The organism is Agromyces sp. NSFZ, from assembly GCF_056156205.1.
The window spans coordinates 2,717,079-2,734,032 of record NZ_CM149585.1; the positions used below are offsets into that span (position 1 = coordinate 2,717,079).

Here is a 16,954-nt window from a genome sequence, read left to right on the forward strand (position 1 = left end):
AACCCCGAAGGCCGCCGACCCGCGCGTTTACACGCCCCGGCGGCCTTCGCCGTGCCAGTCGCGACACGCCGACGCGCAGGTTTCCTGCGACTTTCGACCCCTGATTCGCTGCCTCTGTTGCGTCTAAGGGCAGACAGCCGCAATTGTATTGCATATTCTGATGATCTCACGCCAGACGACCATGAAACGTGCCGTACTACTGGCCCTCTCCTCCTGTGGAAGGGAAACATCTGGGGGTAACCCCGGCCCTCTCCTCCTGTGGAAGGGAAACATCTGGGCGTAACCCCGGCCCTCTCCTCCTGTGAGCCCCCTAGGGTCATTCGCCCGCCCTCGCGGCGGGCCCTTTTCTTCGGCGGTCACCCGTAACCGCCACGAGTTCTCGCGCCCGCCGCAACGACGCCGCGGACCGCGAGACATACCCCGCCGTGTGAGGTTCGGCGGGTCGCGCATCGCCTCGGCTGCTTTCCCCTCGGGAGGTCTTTCGGGCCGCGGCGATGCGCTTGGGGGCGAGTCGCCTTTTCCCGTGCGTGGGTGGCACGGGAAGGGATCTCCTTCGCTCGCCCCCTCCAAGCTTCCGCCCGCGTGGCATCGCCACGACGAGCGGCTCCCGCCTCCGAGAGCAGGCCTCTCCACGGCAACCCCGGCGACCCCGCCACCCCTAGAGCGACTCCGCCGAGCAGGCCTCGACGCGGACGACCTCCCGCAGTGCGGCTCCTTCCATCCACCCCAGCTACCCACAAGGAGCACCCCATGGCTAACGCCTTCCTCACCCCCGACAACATCGCCAAGGTCGCCGCGGCCATCGTCGGCAAGGACCTGAACCTTGCAGGCCTCGTCTACCGCGACCTCGAAGCCGACTTCCAGAGCGGCAAGGGCAACATCGTGAAGGTCCGCGTCCCCGGCGCGGTCGCCTCGCAGACCCGCGGCATCTACGACACGAGCACCCCGCTCGTATCGGACGAGATCGCCGAGCAGTCGATCGACGTCGAGCTGACCGACCACGTCTACGACAACGTCGTGCTCTCCGAAGGCTCGATGGACCTCGACATCGAGGACTTCTCGGCCCAAATCCTCCGCCCGCAGTCGCTCGCGATCGTAAAGCACGTCGAGCGCGCCGTCGCCTCGGCGATGACCGCGACGCCCGCCTCGACGATCACTTACGACGCCATGGCCCCGGCGAAGACGTTTACTCGGGTCCGCAAGGCCCTGCGTGACAACGGCGTGCCGACCGAGGCGAAGCTCTACGCCGCCGTCGGAAGCTCGGTCTACGCCGACCTCCTCGACGCCGACGCGATCGACGACAACGGCCGGGTGCGCGGCTTCGAGGTCATCGAGTCGACCCGCCTCGCCGACGACGAGATCGTGGGCTTCATCCGCGAGGCCTTCGCCCTCGTCGTGCGCGCGCCGATCGTGCCGGACGGCGCTCCCTTCGGCGCATCCGTGAACCAGAGCGGCTTCGCCCTCCGCTGGATCCGCAGCTACGACGGCACCGTCGCGGCCGACCGCTCCCTCGTGTCGGCCTTCGTCGGCGTGAAGGCGATGCCGCTCGCCGTGGACAACGAGGACGGCACCGTCTCCCTCGTGGCGAACGGCGGCGCGGTTCGCGTCGACACCGCGGTCTAATCCCGCACCCCTCAGCGGGCCGTCTCCTCCTCACCCGGCGGAGGCGGCCCGCCCCCCTTTTGTCTAGCCCCGTTACAGAGGAGCTCTCATGCTGCACACGTTGACCTGTTGCCGTTGCGACCGAACCTTCGAGGCGATGAACGGCTACGCCGAGTATTGCTCCGTTCGCTGCCGCGTCGCCGCCCATCGCACCCGCCAGCGCGGCGCAATGATCCTCGAAGCCGCCGCCTTCTTCACGACGCCCGACGGCCCTGATCTCGACCGCGCCCGCGCTCTCGTTGCCGAGGAGGGCGTGTAAACGCCCCTTCGCCTCCCGAGGGGGTGAACAGTTCGCGTGTGCGTGGTGCTGAATCACCACTTTCTATCTCCCCACTACTGGGTCGAAAAGGTGGCAGTTTCGCGGACCTCGCCGGTTCACCACGCCGAAGAGGGCGGGCGACGCCCCCGAGCCACGCCGGAGCGAAGCCCTGAGCCCTCCAAGGTGAACAGTTCGCGTGTGCGTGGTGCTGAATCACCACTTTCTATTCCCGCTACTAGCGCTCTCTCTCTAGTGCAGGAGAAGGGATATGACGATTCACCACCACGGACACGCGAACTCTTCACCCACGCGCGGCAATGCGGCCCCCGGCCGCCTCCTCGCCCTATTGCCCACCCCGAGCCTTGGAACCTCACATGGACCTCTCCCCTGAACAGGCCGCTACGATCACCCAGCGAAGCGTCGCCGTCCTCCCCTCCGGCGAATGGGCCGCCCACGCGGTCAGCCTCGCCCGCGTCATCGCCGACGAGCTCGCCGCCCGCGGCCTCCGCATCGTCGAGCACGACACCTACTCGACCGTCCTCGACGTCTCCGGCGACGAGCCCCGCCGGATCCCGCTCGACGAGCTCCGCCCCCTCGTCGGCGGCTTCGCCCTAGCCGCGCTCGACGCCGCCGCCGGGCTCGTCGACGACCTCCGCGCCCGCGCCCGCGCGACGGCCACCGCCCGCGCGATCCGCGACCGCGTCGACGGAGGCTACCTCCGTCGACTGACCGCCCACGCCCGCGACCTCCTCCCGGAGGCAACCGACGACGACCTCGACGCCCTCGCCGAGGCCGCGAAGGCCCGCCGCGCGGCAAAGCGCGCCGCCCTCGGCCGCACGACCGCGAACGCCTACGCTGCTGCCTCGCGCTCCCGCGACCGCGACGATGCCCGCGCCGTCCTCTCGAAGTGGCTCCCGACGCTGAATCCTGGCCGTCACCTTCTCGGCGACGTCTGGGACTCATGGCGGGCCGCCGTCTCCCACTCCGAGCGCGTCCGCGAGGCCTTCCCCGGCGCGCGCCGCATCGGGCGGACGACCTTCTACGAGCTTCTCGACGAGCTCGCCGAAATCGTCTCCGGCGGAGCCCGACGCCGCTACCTCGTCGTCCCTGAACCCGTCCGCGCAACCTCCGAGGAGCCCACCATGGTCCAGCCCGACGCCGCCACCCCCGCGACCCGCGACCGCATCGCGAGCCTCTACCTCGACGCGATCCGCGACCGTCTGACCGCCCGAGACAAGCTCGGAGCGCTCCTCCTCCAGCGCGACCGGCGGGAGCTGGAGGCCTCCGCCGAGCCCCTCGACCTCGACGCCGTCCACGCCGCCATTGCGGCCCGTGCCCACGAAAGGACCTCACGATGACCCCTCAGACCTCCCCCCAGTCGCTCGTCGACCTCGTCGCCCGCTACGGCTTCCCGGCGATCGAGGCCCTCGCCGCCTCGCGCGGCCCCCGCTTCGCCGCCGCCCGCCTCGGCCTGATCGAGGCGAAGCTCGACGCATATCTGGCGGACCACCCGAGCGCGTACCCCGCCCCCGCCGAGGTCCGCCCGTGAAGCCATGCGCAGAGTGTGGCACCGTGAAGCCTCTAGACGACTTCACCCGCGACAAGTACCGCCACGACGGCCGAACCTCGAATTGCCGCGAGTGCCGCCGGAACGCGGCCCGGCGCTGGCGCGCTGCTAACCCAGAGAAGGCCGCGAACGTTCCCGGAACCGCACCCGACGCTGGCGCGAAGCCAACCCCGACAGGGCCCGCGAGGTCAACCGACGCTGGCGCGAAGCCAATGCCCACCGCTGGCGCGAGGCCAACCGCGAGAAGCTCCGCGAGCGCGCCCGCGAGTACGCCCACCGCCGCGTCGCCGACGGCCGCCACGCCGAGGACCAGCGCCGCCGCCGCGCCCGCCTCCGTGCCCGCTCCGACGCCGAGCTCGCCGCCGACCGCGCCCGCCTCAGGCCCGGAGGGTTGAAGCCCTGCCGCACCTGCCGTGAGGAGGTCCGCCTCGACAGTTTTTCTGCGAACCGCTCGAAGCCCGATGGACTAAGCGACTCGTGCCGCGCCTGCGAAGCCGCCCGCAAAGCAAAGCGCTACCTCGGCGCCTACCTCGACGACTGGGAGCGCCGCGACCTCTGGAGCTGCGCCTATTGCTCGGCCCCGTTCGAGGACGTCGAGCACGTCGAGCCTCTCTCCCGCGGCGGCCTCGACGTCCCGGAGAACACCGTCCCGAGCTGCCAGAGCTGCAATCGCGGCCCCGGCGGCAAGCACGACCGCCCGCTCTTTGTCTGGCGGCCCGACCTCGCCGAGCTCGTCGCCTCGTGGCCCGTCCGCGTCGTCGAGCTCCCCGCCTAAATAACCCACCCCCGAACCCCGAAAGGAAAGCCCCATGATCCGCAACCAGCGCGCCGTCGACGAGATCATCCGCCGCGCGATCGAGGAGAACCCGCTCCCTCGCCGCCTCGACGACCTCTCCCCAGCGAACCTCGCCCGCGTCGAGGCCTTCGCCGCCGAGAAGGGCCTCAGCCCCGAGGACGCCCTGAAGCTCGCCCGCGACGCCCAGCTCGCCGCCGTCGCCGAGTCCCGCGCCTACGAGCGCCTCGCGATCGAGGCTCGCAAGGCGGCCCGCTCGTGAGCGTCCGCGTCATGGGCATGGGGCACCGCGGGGCCCTGAAGCCTTCCCAGCTCCGGCGTCCTCAGCTCGCCCCCGCGTCCCCGTCCGCCCCTGTACGCCCCATGTCGTCCCGCGCCGAGCGCCGCGCCGCTGCCCGCGCCAACAATCGAAAGGCCTCCGCTTGAACACCACGACCACCACCGCCCCGCAGATCACGAAGACACAGCTCCGAAAGCGCGCCGAGCACTCGATCGCCCAGCTCACGACCCGCTTCCTCCCCTTCGCCTACGACAACCGCGCCGCCCGCGCTCCTCGCCGCCTCCTCGGCGACCTGTCCCGCGGCCAGTGGCTGAAGCTCTCGACCACCGACCGCGAGCTCCACGTCAAGGCCCGCGCCCGCGAGCTGGGCCTCGCCGAGACGGCCGAGCGCCTCGCGACGGCCCCCGCGAAGGCTCCCGCGAAGACCCCCGCCCCGGCGGATCCTGTCCCGGCGTCCCCGGACGCCCCGCGCCACCTGTCGGGCTACTTCGTCGCGTGCTCCATCTGCGGCGAGTGGCGACCGGCGAAGGGCCCCCGCCCGACGTCGGGACGCTGCCAGCGCGACGCCTGCCGCCCCGCGGCGTAGCCCCCGGCCCGTCGACGACCCCACCCCCAGCGAAAGGACGCCCCATGCCGACGACCCTCCCCGACCTCCTCCGCGAGTTGGCCGAGGAGGCCCTCTCGCTGGCGCACATGCTCCGAGCCGCTGAAGACGTTCAATGGCGGAGAGGCCCTACGCCCCGGCCCCGCGACGACGAAGGCATCCGCTCCCGCGGCGGCATCGTCGACCCGACCGGCGAGACAGTGGCCGACGAGCGACGCCTCGCCGTCCGCGCCGCTGTCCGCGAGGGACACCGGGCCCTCGCCGCGTCCCTCGCGACGGTACAGCGAGCACGCGCGAAGCTCGACGCGCTCGACCTCGGCGCTCTCTCGGCGTGACTCCGAAGGGGTCCGGCTCCTCACCCGAGCTGGACCCCTGGGGGCCCCCTCCCTCCCCCGCCCCGTAGCCTTCATCGAAGCGGCACAGCGCCTCTTTGTCGATACGTATAGCTCCCGGTTTTTACGTACACCGCCCCGATTTCCCCGACCCCGAAATGAGCCCCCAATGCAACGCTGCGTCGGCCCATGCGGCCGCCTCCTCCTCGTCGGCGACTTCCCCCAGCACGGCTACGGCCGATGCTGGGATTGCCAGCTCAGCCGCGAGTATTCGCACCCCGGCTACGACCTCCTCGCCCGCCGGAACTGACCCCGCCCCGGCCGCAGGCGAATTGTTGACGGCCTGACACGGCCCCGCCCTAGTCCGAACTAGGAGCGGGGCCCTTCGTCGTTCCTACGACGATCCCGCCGCAGTTGATCACGTGGCCCGCGGCGTCGAGCAGGAGCCTCCGCACGGTCAGCACTCCCTCGCGCGGGTAAACGATCGGCACTTCCTGCCACGGCTTCGGCGTCTCGTGCGACAACGTCCACGAGAGGCGACCGAGCCGCCCCTCCCTCGTGCTCGCCCACCAGTGCCGCCCGTCGAATGTGACGCGCAACTGATCCCCGATCCGAACACCGGAGACGAAGCCTGCGACGGTCGACTGGACGAGCTTGTTCACCGGCGGCGTCCCGGCTCGATAGAGCGGCTCGACTCGACCGTCGGCGTGCCCAACGTACCTACTGCCGTCCTTATGGACGCTGCCGAGCTGCGGCCACCTGCCGATACCCCTCATGACCGAGGATCATACGCGCGGAGCAACTCCCCGCCCGGCCCGAACGCTACCGAGCTCCCGTCGGCGTATGTCTCGATACGAGCGCCCTCGTCGTCGAACGTCACCGCGACCGGCTCCAGCTCGGCGTCGCTGACCGCCTCGAAAGCCTCGTCGGCCTCTCGCTCTGCCTCAATGATCGCGAACAGTTCAGCATCCATGCGCGGCAGATTAACGCGCCGCCGCCGCCTCGCGCCAATGGTGGACGACTCACGCAAGACGCCCTACGCGCTCCCCGAATGAGTAGCCGCTCGGAGTCGGCCCCATATGCGAGCATCAGTGCATGACTTACGTAGCTCCGGCGGCTGGCCTCGATCGCTTCACCTGTTCGCGATGCGGCGCGCTCAGTCATCACGAATGGCGAGAGCTACGCATTCACGCACTGACTCCACAGACCGGGAGGGCCTACATTCCGTTTGCCGATAACGCAGGCGCATTCGGGGTCCGCGGCACCGAGGTCACCAATTTGGGTGCTCCGCTGGAGACTAGTAGTTGGTCGGCATCGCTCTGCGTGTCATGTGGTGAAAGCTGCGTCTGGCGAGGCAGCCGGATGATCTATCCGTCGGAGTCGACGATCGCCCCAGCTCATCCGGATATGCCGCAGAGCACGGCCGAGCTTTACGAAGAAGCACGGGCCGTGCTCCCCGTCTCACGCCGGGCAGCGGCGGCCCTCGCCCGAGCCACGCTCGAACGGCTCCTGCGAGCGCTCGAAGACACGCCCTCCGATAAGCGCCTCGACGACCTGATCGCGGGCTTGTCCGGCAAGGTCGCGGCCCCGCTGTGGCGAGTGCTCACAGCGCTTCGAGTGATCGGTAATGATGCCCTCCACTCTGGCGATTCGGATATCGTCGCCCTCTTCCTCGAAGGTGACGCGGCGGAAGTCGCCGAACCGTTCTTCGAGGCGATCAACGCACTGGTGGAAGAGTTGATTACTCAGCCACGCAAGGCGGATCAGATCTACGCCCTCATTCCTCCTGCTAAGCGTGATGCCGCAGAACGCAAAGCGGAGAAGGCTTAGCCCATTCACCCCAATGGACCCCGCCGAGATCCGCGCCGCCGTCGCCGCCCGCCCGGCGACCGAGTCCCTGCAAGAGAGCTTCGCTCAGTCGGCCTACGCCGCCGCCCTCGCGGCTCAACAGGCAGGCAAGCCGGGATCCGTCGTCGCCGGGATCCTCAAGGACTACGCGGCCGAATGGCGCACCATGCACGACACGCTCAACGAGCTCTAGACGCCCCGGCGCTCCCGGCCCGGGTACGCGACTGCCGCCGTAGGCTAACCCCATGCCAAGCGATCGCCGCGAGAAGTTGCTATTACTCGACACCGCCTCGCTCTACTTCCGCGCCTTCTACGGCGTGCCCGACTCGATCAGGCGGCCCGACGGCACCCCCGTCAACGCCGTGCGAGGCCTGCTCGACATCATCGCCCGGCTCGTCACCGACTTCGAGCCGACGCACCTCGTCGCCTGCTGGGACGACGACTGGCGCCCGCACTGGCGGGTCGAGCTCATCCCGAGCTACAAGGCGCACCGCGTCGCCGAGGTCGTGCCGGGCGGCCCCGATGTCGAGGAGGTGCCCGACCCGCTCGTGGCGCAGGTGCCCATGATCCGGCAGGTCCTCGCCGCCCTCGACGTCACCGTCATCGGCGCGCCCGACCACGAGGCCGACGACGTCATCGGCAGCCTTGCGGCGCAGGCGGAACTGCCGGTCGATGTCGTCACCGGCGATCGCGACCTGTTCCAGCTCGTCGACGACGCGCGCGACGTGCGGGTCATCTACACCGCCCGCGGCATGAGCAAGCTCGAGGTGCTGACCGATGTCAGCGTCGTGGGCCGGTACGGCGTGCTCCCTGCCCAGTACGCCGACTTCGCCGTGCTGCGCGGCGACACGTCAGACGGGCTCCCCGGCGTCGCCGGCATCGGCGAGAAGACCGCGGCGAGCCTGCTGCAGCAGTTCGTCGACCTCGACGGCCTGGTCGCCGCCGCGGCCGACCCGGCCGCACCCGTGTCGGCCGGCATCCGCGCGAAGGTCTCCGCGGCGGCCGCCTACCTCGAAGTCGCACCCACCGTGGTCGAGGTCGTGCGCGACCTCGAGCTCGGTGAGTTCGACGCGCGCATCCAACCGCTCGACGACGCGCACCGGGCCGAGGTCGAGCGGCTCGCGGCCGAGTGGAACCTGGGCGGATCCGTGCAGCGGGTGCTGCGCGCGCTCGGCAACGAGGTCGACGCCGGCTGACCGCAACGGACCGAGTGTTTCGCGCGGGTTACCGTCGAACAGGAAAGCTCCGAACTCCGCCCACGTGGGCCGTTCGGCGTGGAAGAATTCGGACCCATGGCGAACCTGACGCTCATCCAGCAGTCGCCCGATCCTGAGCAGGTCGAAGCCCGGTCCCATGCCCGCCCCTCGATCGCCGATCGGATCCGTGCGGCCGGCCCGAACCGGATCGGTGCGCTGCTCCTGCTCCTGGCAACCGCGGCCGCCATCATCTGGGCGAACGCGTCGGCCGGCTCGTATGAGGCCTTCTGGGAGACGCATCTCACGCTGGGCATCGGCGACATCCGGCTGGACTTCACCCTCCATGCCCTCGTGAACGACGCGCTCATGGCGATCTTCTTCTTCACGGTCGGGCTCGAGGTGCGGAGGGAATTCGCGATCGGCGAGCTGACCAGCTGGTCACGGGCCGTGGTGCCGGTGGTGGCGGCGATCGCCGGTCTCGCCGTCCCGGCGCTGCTGTTCGTGCTCATCGCGGCCGGATCCGGGTACGAGTCCGCGTGGGGCATCGTGATCTCGACCGACACCGCCTTCCTCCTCGGGGCACTCGCGCTCATCGGACCACGGGTGCCCGGCCGACTCCGCGTGTTCCTGCTCGCGCTCGCCGTCGTGGACGACATCGGGGCGCTCAGCATCATCGCGCTCGTGTACACCGAGGAGTTCAACCCGCTGCCGCTCGTCATCGCCGCCGCGGGCCTGGCGGGCGTGTACTTCACGCGCTTCCTCCGCGGCGGGCGGGGCCCGGTCTACGCGACCCTGGCGATCATCGTGTGGCTCGCCTTCCTCGCCTCGGGCGTGCACCCGACGCTCGCCGGTGTGGCGATCGCCCTGCTGGTGCCCGTCTACCGCCCCAACCGCCGAGACGTCGAGCATGCCCTCGACCTCGCACGCACCTTCCGGCAGTCACCGAACACCGAGTACGCACGCGCGGCGGCGAACAGCCTGCGCGAGTCGATCTCGATCAACGAGCGACTGCAGTCGGCCTACGCGCCGTACGTCGCGTACGTGATCCTGCCCCTCTTCGCGCTCGCCAACGCCGGCGTGCAGCTGAGCCCCGACATCCTCGCGGCGGCCGCGAGCTCGCCCATCACGTGGGGCGTCGTCGTCGGTCTGGTGGCGGGCAAGTTCATCGGCGTCTTCGGCTCCACCGCCCTGCCCCGACTCCTCCGCCTCGGCGAGTTCGGACCCGGCCTCACCCTCGATCGCATCGCCGGCGGTGCCGCCGTCACGGGACTGGGCTTCACCATCTCGCTGTTCATCGTCGACCTCGCGATCGACGACCCGCTCGTCCAGAACGAGGCGCGAGTCGGCGTGCTCGCGGCATCCGTGATCGCCTTCCTCCTCGCGACGGTCATCTTCCGCATCTCGGATGCACTCCGCCCCGATCAGGACGCCGGGCAGACGCTCGCCCGCCCGGTGAACCCCGCTCGGGACCACGTGTTCGGTGCCGCCGATGCGCCGTACACGATCGTCGAGTACGGCGACTTCCAGTGCGGCTTCTGCCTCAAGGCCTCGGGCTCGATCCAAGAGGTGCACCAGGAACTCGGTGATCGACTGCGCTACGTGTGGCGCCATGCGCCGCTCACCGAGTATCACCCCAACGCCCTTGCCGGCGCCGAGGCATCGGAAGCCGCCGCGCTTCAAGGGAAGTTCTTCGAGTTCGAACGGGGCCTCTTCGCCGACCAGGAGAACCAGCGCCCGTCGGACATCATCCGACTCGCCGGGAGCCTGGGCCTCGACGTCGAGCGCTTCGAGAAGGACCTCACCTCTGCCGAAGTGGCGGCACGCGTACGCGACGACATGCTCGACGCCGAGGCCATGGGCATCACGGCGGTGCCGACGCTGTTCATCAACGGCCGTCGACACGTCGGCCCCTACGACGCCCAGTCGCTGCTGCGGGCCCTCACCGAGTCCGTGGAACCCGACGAGGCGGTTCGATGACCTGCTCGCGCTGGGAAGCATCGCCGCGAACATGAAGAAGCCCCGAACCTGGCGAGAGGTTCGGGGCTTGCAGTGCACCTGTAGGTCTTCGGGTGATGCCTGACGTTGGAGCGTCGGGTGATGGTTGACACTCTCGTTGTCAGATTAGGCCCCGCGCACGGGTGTGGTGAACGCCTTCTTCACACGGATCTCCTTCCCCGGGTTTGAACGGACGGCGGTCTTCAGCAGGTCGGCGCCGTCCCAGATCTGCAGCAACTCATCGGTCACGTGGACATCCACGCGCGCGCCCGCGCGGTGCTTGCCGACACTGATCTGCTGCCACGCCACGCATACCGTGCCGACGGCTGAGACCGTCCGGGTGATCCAGTCGTTGCCCCTCCGATCCCGCTCCAGCGCCGACGCGTCCACGGTCACCGGCACGGCCGATGCCAGCGACGCTGCGAACCGGGCCGCGGGCGTCTGCATCCCGATGGCCTGATGGGGGCGGTCGTTGTTGTACTCGGCGACCCACGCATCCAGCTCCGCCTGCGCCTGAACGAACGAGCCGAACACCCGCCCCGTCAGGAACTCGGCCCGCAACGACCGATGGAATCGTTCGATTTTGCCCGTCGTGGTCGGCGACCTGGGCGCGGTCAACAGGTGATCGATGCCGTTCTCCCGACAGATCCGCTCGAACAACATCTCCACCGGCGGATGATTGAACCGGCCGGTGAACACCTTCCCGTTATCGGTCAGGATCTGCACCGGCAGCCCGTACCGGCGCAGCGCGCCGACCAGACCCTCGCACACGTTCCGGGACACTTCCCGGCGCATCAGATGCGCGCACACGATCAGCCGGGAGTGGTCATCGATCCCGGTCAGGCATTTCAGGTGCGTCCCATCGCGCAACGCGAACCCGCCCACCACATCCATCTGCCACAGCTCCATCGCCGCGGCCCGCTCCCACCGCTTCCACGTGTCCTTCCGACGCCGACGCGCGCCGGGCTCGATCATCCCGGCACGACGCAGTGCCCGATACACGCCCGACTCCGACGGCAGCGGATCCACGCCGCGCCTTCCCAGCTCGTGCACCAGACGCCGCGGACCCCACCCCCGGTGCGCCCGCCGCAACTCCAGCACCAGCGCCTCGATATCCGCCGGCATCTGCGCCGGAGACGACCGCGGCCGATGCGAATGATCCTCCAGACCGGCCACACCCTCAGCCTCGTACTTCGCCAGCCACGCGTGCACGCTCTGCCGCGACACGCCGAACCTGCCGGCCACCTCGACCACCGAACACCCCTCGGCGATCACCGCCAGAACGGCCTGGTACCGCTGCTCAGACACAGCCAACTCCCTCAACATGGAGAGAGTGTCAACCATCACCCGAAGACACTGTCAAGCATCAACCGGAACACCGTCAACGATCACCCGACGACAAGATGTCCAGCATCAACCGAAGCCATACAGGGCTTGCAGTGCACCCCCAGGGACTTGAACCCTGAACCCACTGATTAAGAGTCAGTTGCTCTGCCGATTGAGCTAGAGGTGCGCGATTCCGGATGTCTGGGACAGCCCCGAACCGAAGAACCACGTTATCAGGCGAGAGGCGTCGAGCGCCAATCGAGCAGGCCCGGGCGCGTCGATAGGCTGGTTCGGTGCCTGACGCCCCCAGCCTCGACCCTGACGCCCTGACACCCGACCTCGCCGCTGACCTCGACCTCGCGCTCGAACTCGCCGATCGCGCCGACGCCGTCTCGCTCGGCCGGTTCCGCGCCGTCGACCTCGAGGTGCAGACGAAACCCGACCGCACGCCCGTGACCGAGGCCGACCTCGCGGTCGAACGCGCCATCCGCGACCGCCTCGCCGAGGCGCGCCCGGGCGACGGCGTACTCGGCGAGGAGTTCGGCACCGAGGGCGACGCGACCCGGCAATGGATCATCGACCCGATCGACGGCACCGCGAACTTCCTCCGCGGCATCCCCGTCTGGGGCACGCTCATCGCGCTCGCGATCGACGGCGTGCCGGTGGTCGGCGTCGCCTCCTCCCCCGCCATGGGCCGCCGCTGGTGGGCCGCCCCCGGCATGGGCGCCTGGACGATCGAGTCGGCCGCCGAGGCGGGCGCGAGCGCCGAGGAGCCCCGAGCTGACGCAGGGCCGGCGGATGCGGCATCCGCCCGATTCCCGGGAGCCCGGCGCCTGCGCGTGTCGGCCGTCGAGGAGCTGTCGGATGCCTCGCTCAGCTTCCAGAGCCTCGCCCAGTGGCGGCAGGCCGGTTACCTCGACCAGCTGCTCGCGCTCGGCGACCGCGTGTGGCGCGACCGCGCCTACGGCGACCTGTGGTCGTACATGCTGCTCGCCGAGGGCCTGCTCGACATCACGGGCGAGTTCGACGTGAAGCCCTACGATCTCGCCGCCCTCGTGCCGATCGTCGAGGAGGCGGGCGGCCGATTCACGTCGATCACGGGCGAGCCAGGCCCCTGGCACGGCAGCTCGCTCGCCACCAACGGCCGCCTGCACGACGCGGTGCTCGCCGTGCTGGCCTCCGGCGATGCCGAGAGCGCGGAGGCCTGACATGGAGCTCTGCATCTTCACCGAGCCGCAGCAAGGCGCGAGCTACGACGACCAGCTCGCGCAGGCGGCAGCCACGGAGCGACTCGGATTCCACGGCTGGTTCCGCTCCGATCACTTCCTGCGCATGGGCGCGGGGGATCCGCTGCCGGGACCCACGGATGCCTGGACCACCCTCGCGGGCCTTGCGCGCGACACCAGCCGCATCCGGTTGGGCACGCTCGTCTCGTCGGCGACGTTTCGGCATCCGTCGCTGCTCGCCATCCAGGTCGCGCAGGTCGACGCCATGTCGGGTGGCCGGGTGGAGCTCGGGCTCGGCACGGGCTGGTTCGCCGAGGAGCACACGGCATACGGCATCCCGTTCCCCGAGAAGCGGTTCGGCATCCTCGAGGAGCAGCTCGAGATCGTGACGGGTCTCTGGTCGACGCCGGTCGGCGAGACGTTCGACTTCTCGGGCGAGCACTACACGCTCGGGGCATCCCCCGCCCTGCCGAAGCCCATGCAGGAGCGCGTGCCCGTGATCATCGGCGGCTCAGGCCCGCGCCGCACACCGGCCGTCGCCGCACGGTTCGCGACCGAGTTCAACATCGGCTTCCGCTCCGAAGCGGTCATCGCGCGCGCATTCGAGGGAGTGCGCCGCGCATGCGAAGACCTCGGCCGCGACCCCGCCACACTGCGCCGTTCGGTCGCGCTGCCGACCGTCGTCGCTCGCGACGACACCGACTACCTGCGGCGGCTCGAGGCCATCGGCGCCGACGTCGACACGTTCGCCGAGGTGAACATCGCGGGAACTCCGGATGCCGCGGTCGAGAAGCTCCTCCGCCTGCGCGAGCTCGGCGCCGACCGCGTGTACCTGCAACTCGTGGACCTGCGCGACCTCGAGCATCTCGAGCTCATCGCCGACGCCGTCGCGCCCCATCTGAGTTAGGGGGTCGCGCGAGGGCCGATTCGGAGTTATCTTGCTCGAAGAGGGGGCGGGGGCCCTCAGGGGGAAGAGTCGGCGATGCAACGCAGACGGACTCGGACGACGGACCAGCATCATCCGCTGGGTCCGGAGGACGACCCGTATCTCGCGTACCTCATCTGGCGTGAGCAGCGGGATGCGGCCGCGGCGCCTGCCGAAGACGAGCCGTCGCCCGGCGTGCCCGCGCCTCGCTCCTGGCTGCGTCATCTGGCGGTGTGGCGGCGGCCCGATTCCGACGCTGCCGACCGCTGAGCAGCGGTCTCGAGCACGCTCCGCCCATGGGGAGACCATCCCATCGACGACGGTGGGTGGCCGCCGATAGGCTGACGCCGCCGCGCCTGCGCACGGGCAGATCCGTATCCCCCGCCGACCCGGCATCCGCTCTCCGACCTCGCCCCGAAAGGCTCCCGCATGTCTGCACGCCGCCCCCTCGTCCGCGCCCTCGTCGCTGCTGCGGCCCTCACCGTGACGCTTCCGCTCGCCGGCTGCAGCGCCGTGCTCGACCTGCTGCCGGTCAAGGCCCCTGAACCCGAGCGTGACGAGACGACGCAGGAGATCGTCGAGGAGAGCCAGGCCGACGTGTTCGCGCTGCGCGTCGGCGACTGCCTGAACACGGTCGAGGATGAGGTCGTGAGCGAGGTGCCGGTCGTGCCGTGCGGCGAGCCGCACGACGAGGAGATCTACTTCGACTTCTCGCTCGACGATGGCGACTTCCCGGGCGACGACGCGGTACTCGAGGCATCCGAGTCCGGATGCTACGCCGAGTTCGAGCCGTTCGTCGGGCTCGCCTACGAGACGTCGACGCTCGACTTCTACGCCTACCGCCCCACCGAGGAGAGCTGGGCCCAGGGCGACCGCGTCGTCTCGTGCGTCATCTGGGATCCGGCGGGCGCCGTGACGGGCACGCTGGCGGGGGCCGCGTACTGACCGCGCGCGGCGCGGCGGTCGTCATGGTTCGGGGCGCAGCACCGGCAACGGCCCGCCGCGCCGTGCATCGGCCCAGAGGTCGATACCGGCGTCGCCGGCGTAGCGGTCGATCTCAGCCAACTCCTCGGCGCTGAAGTCGAGGCGGTCGAGTGCGGCCACGTTCTCCTCGAGCTGTTCGACGCGGCTGGCGCCGATGACGAGGCTCGTGACCCGCTCGTCGCGGAGCGCCCAGCCCAGCGCGAGCTGGGCGAGCGACTGGCCCCGGCGTTCGGCGATCGCGGCGAGGGAGCGGAGCCGGTCGACGTTCTCGTCGCTCAGCATCCCGCGGTCGAGTGAGCCGTCGGACGCCGCGCGGGAGTCCTCTGGGATGCCGCCCAGGTACTTGTCGGTCAGCATGCCCTGCGCGAGCGGGGTGAAGCCGATGACCCCGAACCCCAGCTCGGCGGCGGCGTCCAGGAGCCCTTCGGTCTCGATCCACCGGTTCAGCATCGAGTACGAGGGCTGATGGATGAGGAGCGGGGTGCCGAGTTGCGCGAGCATGCCCGCGATCGCTCGCGTGGCGTCCGCGCTGTACGAGGAGATGCCGACGTGGAGCGCGCGGCCCGATCGCACGGCGTGATCGAGCGCGGCGGCCGTCTCCTCCAGCGGCGTCTCGGGGTCGGGCCGGTGGGAGTAGAAGATGTCGACGTACTCGAGCCCCAGGCGCGAGAGCGAGCGGTCGAGCGACGCGAGCAGGTACTTCCGGCTGCCGCCGACCCCGTAGGGGCCGGGCCACATGTCCCATCCGGCCTTCGTCGAGATGACGAGCTCGTCGCGGTGCGTGCGCAGGTCGGTCGCGAGCATCCGCCCGAAGTTCGCCTCGGCCGACCCGTACGGCGGACCGTAGTTGTTCGCCAGGTCGAAGTGCGTGATGCCGAGGTCGAAGGCTCGCTGCACGATGGCCCGCTGGGTCTCGAGCGCGCGGTCGTCGCCGAAGTTCTGCCAGAGGCCGAGCGAGACGAGCGGCAGCTTGAGGCCCGATCGCCCGCTGCGGCGGTACGTCATGCGGTCGTAGCGGTCGGGTGCGGCGCGATACGTCGACATCGCACCATCATGCCCCGAGCAGCAGCACGAGCACCTCGTAGATGACGTACACGGGCCAGACGATCGCCTGCAGGAGCCCGAGCACGACCGCCCAGAAGCTGCCGTCGGACACCGAGATGAAGTAGATCGCCGCGCCGATGTAGGCGAGGAAGAAGAAGAACCCCCACGCACCGTCCTGCGCCACGACCCTCGTCTTGCCGTCGTACGCCATTCACGCCTCCCGAGTTCGGTGTCCTCGCTCATGGCTACCGGTTCGCCGGCGGGCACTGAGGGCCGAAAGTCCCGCGGAGACGCGCGAGAGGGGCGGCCCGAACGGACCGCCCCTCTCGGGACCGCAACGCGCGACAACGGCCGATGGTGGAGATGGGGGGAATTGAACCCCCGTCCATCGCTGTGATTCCACGCCTTCTCCGGGCGCAGCCTGTGCAAGCGTTCTGCTCGGCCCCGACCTTTGCCACAGGCACCCAAGTCGACAGGCCCAGCCTGAAGAAAGTCCCGCACGTCGCTCAGGCGACGACGCGCAGCAAGTTCCCTAGATGACGCCAGCGACCGGGGCGGGAACAGACCCGGGCTGACGGACTATCGGGCTCGCTTAGGCAGCGAGGGCGAAGTCAGACTGCTTTGTATTGGCAGTTATTGTTTTGCAGGGAGCGTTCACGAGATAACCCTGCATCCTCGGCCCGCTTCTCGTGGGTTCGCAGGCGATGTCGAAACCGATCATCCCCATGTCGCACCTCGCCGGTCGAGACCGGTTCGGCGGGCCGTTGTCGCACGCTGTGGAGTTTCCAATTCCGCGTCACCCGAAGGATCGGCGGCCTCACAGCATACAACAGCGACGAAGGCGATGTCATTCCCGCCGTCAGTCCGTGTGACCTTCGCCCCTCGGCGCCGGGGCGGGGCATCCGAAGCTGGA

General features: G+C 69.8%; 21 protein-coding genes, 1 tRNA gene and 1 other RNA gene. 16 read left to right on the plus strand and 7 right to left on the minus strand.

Features of this window, described 5'->3' with window-relative positions:
- Positions 1 to 750: 750 nt before the first annotated feature.
- From ACVFI9_RS12730 to ACVFI9_RS12765, 8 genes are all read left to right on the plus strand, one after another.
- Complete coding sequence (locus ACVFI9_RS12730) at positions 751 to 1,623, plus strand: major capsid protein (protein ID WP_474762589.1); 873 nt, start codon at positions 751 to 753, stop codon at positions 1,621 to 1,623.
- 88 nt (positions 1,624 to 1,711) lie between these two features.
- Positions 1,712 to 1,921, plus strand: coding sequence for a hypothetical protein (locus tag ACVFI9_RS12735; RefSeq protein WP_474762590.1), 210 nt, complete (start codon positions 1,712 to 1,714; stop codon positions 1,919 to 1,921).
- 374 nt (positions 1,922 to 2,295) lie between these two features.
- Entirely contained in the window at positions 2,296 to 3,279 is a 984-nt protein-coding gene (locus tag ACVFI9_RS12740) for a hypothetical protein (protein WP_474762591.1), read from the plus strand.
- Entirely contained in the window at positions 3,276 to 3,470 is a 195-nt protein-coding gene (locus ACVFI9_RS12745; RefSeq protein ID WP_474762592.1) for a hypothetical protein, read from the plus strand. Before ACVFI9_RS12740 ends, ACVFI9_RS12745 begins: the two co-directional genes overlap by 4 nt.
- A 409-nt stretch (positions 3,471 to 3,879) precedes the next feature.
- Positions 3,880 to 4,263 carry an HNH endonuclease gene (locus tag ACVFI9_RS12750; protein WP_474762593.1) on the plus strand — a complete coding sequence of 128 codons (384 nt, stop codon included), beginning with the start codon at positions 3,880 to 3,882 and terminating at the stop codon, positions 4,261 to 4,263.
- Positions 4,264 to 4,297: 34 nt separating this feature from the next.
- Positions 4,298 to 4,543: a hypothetical protein gene (locus ACVFI9_RS12755; RefSeq protein WP_474762594.1), complete on the plus strand. Its 246-nt coding sequence runs from the start codon at positions 4,298 to 4,300 to the stop codon at positions 4,541 to 4,543.
- A gap of 160 nt (positions 4,544 to 4,703) precedes the next feature.
- Entirely contained in the window at positions 4,704 to 5,147 is a 444-nt protein-coding gene (locus ACVFI9_RS12760) for a hypothetical protein (RefSeq protein WP_474762595.1), read from the plus strand.
- 44 nt (positions 5,148 to 5,191) lie between these two features.
- On the plus strand, positions 5,192 to 5,500 hold the full coding sequence (locus ACVFI9_RS12765) for a DUF7169 domain-containing protein (RefSeq protein WP_474762596.1): 309 nt from the start codon (positions 5,192 to 5,194) through the stop codon (positions 5,498 to 5,500).
- A gap of 356 nt (positions 5,501 to 5,856) precedes the next feature.
- Here ACVFI9_RS12765 and ACVFI9_RS12770 read toward each other — a convergent pair whose 3' ends face one another.
- Both ACVFI9_RS12770 and ACVFI9_RS12775 read right to left on the minus strand, forming a co-directional pair.
- The gene (locus ACVFI9_RS12770) at positions 5,857 to 6,159 is read right to left on the minus strand and encodes a hypothetical protein (RefSeq protein WP_474762597.1); all 303 of its coding nucleotides are present in this window, start codon (positions 6,157 to 6,159) and stop codon (positions 5,857 to 5,859) included.
- Between the two features lie 110 nt (positions 6,160 to 6,269).
- Positions 6,270 to 6,470, minus strand: coding sequence for a hypothetical protein (locus ACVFI9_RS12775; RefSeq protein ID WP_474762598.1), 201 nt, complete (start codon positions 6,468 to 6,470; stop codon positions 6,270 to 6,272).
- Positions 6,471 to 6,592: 122 nt separating this feature from the next.
- On the opposite strand from ACVFI9_RS12775, the gene ACVFI9_RS12780 reads away from it, so the two are divergent.
- From ACVFI9_RS12780 to nhaA, 4 genes are all read left to right on the plus strand, one after another.
- Positions 6,593 to 7,327 (plus strand): DUF4145 domain-containing protein, encoded by a 735-nt coding sequence (locus ACVFI9_RS12780; RefSeq protein ID WP_474762599.1) that lies wholly within the window; start codon positions 6,593 to 6,595, stop codon positions 7,325 to 7,327.
- 13 nt (positions 7,328 to 7,340) lie between these two features.
- Positions 7,341 to 7,538 (plus strand): hypothetical protein, encoded by a 198-nt coding sequence (locus ACVFI9_RS12785; protein ID WP_474762600.1) that lies wholly within the window; start codon positions 7,341 to 7,343, stop codon positions 7,536 to 7,538.
- A 52-nt stretch (positions 7,539 to 7,590) separates the two neighbouring features.
- Positions 7,591 to 8,541 (plus strand): 5'-3' exonuclease, encoded by a 951-nt coding sequence (locus ACVFI9_RS12790; protein ID WP_474762601.1) that lies wholly within the window; start codon positions 7,591 to 7,593, stop codon positions 8,539 to 8,541.
- 96 nt (positions 8,542 to 8,637) lie between these two features.
- Entirely contained in the window at positions 8,638 to 10,518 is a 1,881-nt protein-coding gene (gene nhaA / locus ACVFI9_RS12795; protein ID WP_474762602.1) for a Na+/H+ antiporter NhaA, read from the plus strand.
- A gap of 144 nt (positions 10,519 to 10,662) precedes the next feature.
- On the opposite strand, the gene ACVFI9_RS12800 is transcribed toward nhaA, so the two are convergent.
- On the minus strand, positions 10,663 to 11,859 hold the full coding sequence (locus tag ACVFI9_RS12800; RefSeq protein WP_474766251.1) for an IS481 family transposase: 1,197 nt from the start codon (positions 11,857 to 11,859) through the stop codon (positions 10,663 to 10,665).
- Positions 11,860 to 11,976: 117 nt separating this feature from the next.
- Positions 11,977 to 12,049: transfer RNA gene (locus ACVFI9_RS12805), tRNA-Lys, on the minus strand.
- Positions 12,050 to 12,155: 106 nt separating this feature from the next.
- On the opposite strand from ACVFI9_RS12805, the gene ACVFI9_RS12810 reads away from it, so the two are divergent.
- From ACVFI9_RS12810 to ACVFI9_RS12825, 4 genes are all read left to right on the plus strand, one after another.
- Positions 12,156 to 13,070: an inositol monophosphatase family protein gene (locus ACVFI9_RS12810; RefSeq protein ID WP_474762603.1), complete on the plus strand. Its 915-nt coding sequence runs from the start codon at positions 12,156 to 12,158 to the stop codon at positions 13,068 to 13,070.
- Between the two features lies 1 nt (position 13,071).
- Positions 13,072 to 13,995, plus strand: coding sequence for an LLM class F420-dependent oxidoreductase (locus tag ACVFI9_RS12815; protein ID WP_474762604.1), 924 nt, complete (start codon positions 13,072 to 13,074; stop codon positions 13,993 to 13,995).
- A gap of 75 nt (positions 13,996 to 14,070) precedes the next feature.
- Complete coding sequence (locus ACVFI9_RS12820; RefSeq protein WP_474762605.1) at positions 14,071 to 14,283, plus strand: hypothetical protein; 213 nt, start codon at positions 14,071 to 14,073, stop codon at positions 14,281 to 14,283.
- A 159-nt stretch (positions 14,284 to 14,442) separates the two neighbouring features.
- The gene (locus tag ACVFI9_RS12825) at positions 14,443 to 14,958 is read left to right on the plus strand and encodes a septum formation family protein (protein ID WP_474762606.1); all 516 of its coding nucleotides are present in this window, start codon (positions 14,443 to 14,445) and stop codon (positions 14,956 to 14,958) included.
- A gap of 21 nt (positions 14,959 to 14,979) precedes the next feature.
- Here the strand turns inward: ACVFI9_RS12825 and mgrA are convergent, their stop codons facing one another.
- The 3 genes from mgrA to ssrA form a co-directional block, all read right to left on the minus strand.
- Positions 14,980 to 16,041, minus strand: a complete 1,062-nt coding sequence (gene mgrA / locus ACVFI9_RS12830) for an L-glyceraldehyde 3-phosphate reductase (protein ID WP_474762607.1) — start codon at positions 16,039 to 16,041, stop codon at positions 14,980 to 14,982.
- A gap of 7 nt (positions 16,042 to 16,048) precedes the next feature.
- Positions 16,049 to 16,252 (minus strand): hypothetical protein, encoded by a 204-nt coding sequence (locus ACVFI9_RS12835; RefSeq protein WP_474762608.1) that lies wholly within the window; start codon positions 16,250 to 16,252, stop codon positions 16,049 to 16,051.
- Between the two features lie 144 nt (positions 16,253 to 16,396).
- Positions 16,397 to 16,766, minus strand: a transfer-messenger RNA (tmRNA) gene (gene ssrA, locus ACVFI9_RS12840).
- Positions 16,767 to 16,954 lie beyond the last annotated feature (188 nt).

Excerpts from the sequence above, each read along its gene's own strand:
- ACVFI9_RS12730 (WP_474762589.1), top strand. The coding sequence starts at position 751 with ATGGCTAACGCCTTCCTCACCCCCGACAACATCGCCAAGGTCGCCGCG.
- ACVFI9_RS12735 (WP_474762590.1), top strand. The coding sequence starts at position 1,712 with ATGCTGCACACGTTGACCTGTTGCCGTTGCGACCGAACCTTCGAGGCG.
- ACVFI9_RS12740 (WP_474762591.1), top strand. The coding sequence starts at position 2,296 with ATGGACCTCTCCCCTGAACAGGCCGCTACGATCACCCAGCGAAGCGTC.
- ACVFI9_RS12745 (WP_474762592.1), top strand. The coding sequence starts at position 3,276 with ATGACCCCTCAGACCTCCCCCCAGTCGCTCGTCGACCTCGTCGCCCGC.
- ACVFI9_RS12755 (WP_474762594.1), top strand. The coding sequence starts at position 4,298 with ATGATCCGCAACCAGCGCGCCGTCGACGAGATCATCCGCCGCGCGATC.
- ACVFI9_RS12765 (WP_474762596.1), top strand. The coding sequence starts at position 5,192 with ATGCCGACGACCCTCCCCGACCTCCTCCGCGAGTTGGCCGAGGAGGCC.
- ACVFI9_RS12775 (WP_474762598.1), bottom strand. The coding sequence starts at position 6,470 with ATGGATGCTGAACTGTTCGCGATCATTGAGGCAGAGCGAGAGGCCGAC.
- ACVFI9_RS12780 (WP_474762599.1), top strand. The coding sequence starts at position 6,593 with ATGACTTACGTAGCTCCGGCGGCTGGCCTCGATCGCTTCACCTGTTCG.
- ACVFI9_RS12785 (WP_474762600.1), top strand. The coding sequence starts at position 7,341 with ATGGACCCCGCCGAGATCCGCGCCGCCGTCGCCGCCCGCCCGGCGACC.
- ACVFI9_RS12790 (WP_474762601.1), top strand. The coding sequence starts at position 7,591 with ATGCCAAGCGATCGCCGCGAGAAGTTGCTATTACTCGACACCGCCTCG.
- nhaA (WP_474762602.1), top strand. The coding sequence starts at position 8,638 with ATGGCGAACCTGACGCTCATCCAGCAGTCGCCCGATCCTGAGCAGGTC.
- ACVFI9_RS12815 (WP_474762604.1), top strand. The coding sequence starts at position 13,072 with ATGGAGCTCTGCATCTTCACCGAGCCGCAGCAAGGCGCGAGCTACGAC.
- ACVFI9_RS12820 (WP_474762605.1), top strand. The coding sequence starts at position 14,071 with ATGCAACGCAGACGGACTCGGACGACGGACCAGCATCATCCGCTGGGT.
- ACVFI9_RS12825 (WP_474762606.1), top strand. The coding sequence starts at position 14,443 with ATGTCTGCACGCCGCCCCCTCGTCCGCGCCCTCGTCGCTGCTGCGGCC.
- mgrA (WP_474762607.1), bottom strand. The coding sequence starts at position 16,041 with ATGTCGACGTATCGCGCCGCACCCGACCGCTACGACCGCATGACGTAC.
- ACVFI9_RS12835 (WP_474762608.1), bottom strand. The coding sequence starts at position 16,252 with ATGGCGTACGACGGCAAGACGAGGGTCGTGGCGCAGGACGGTGCGTGG.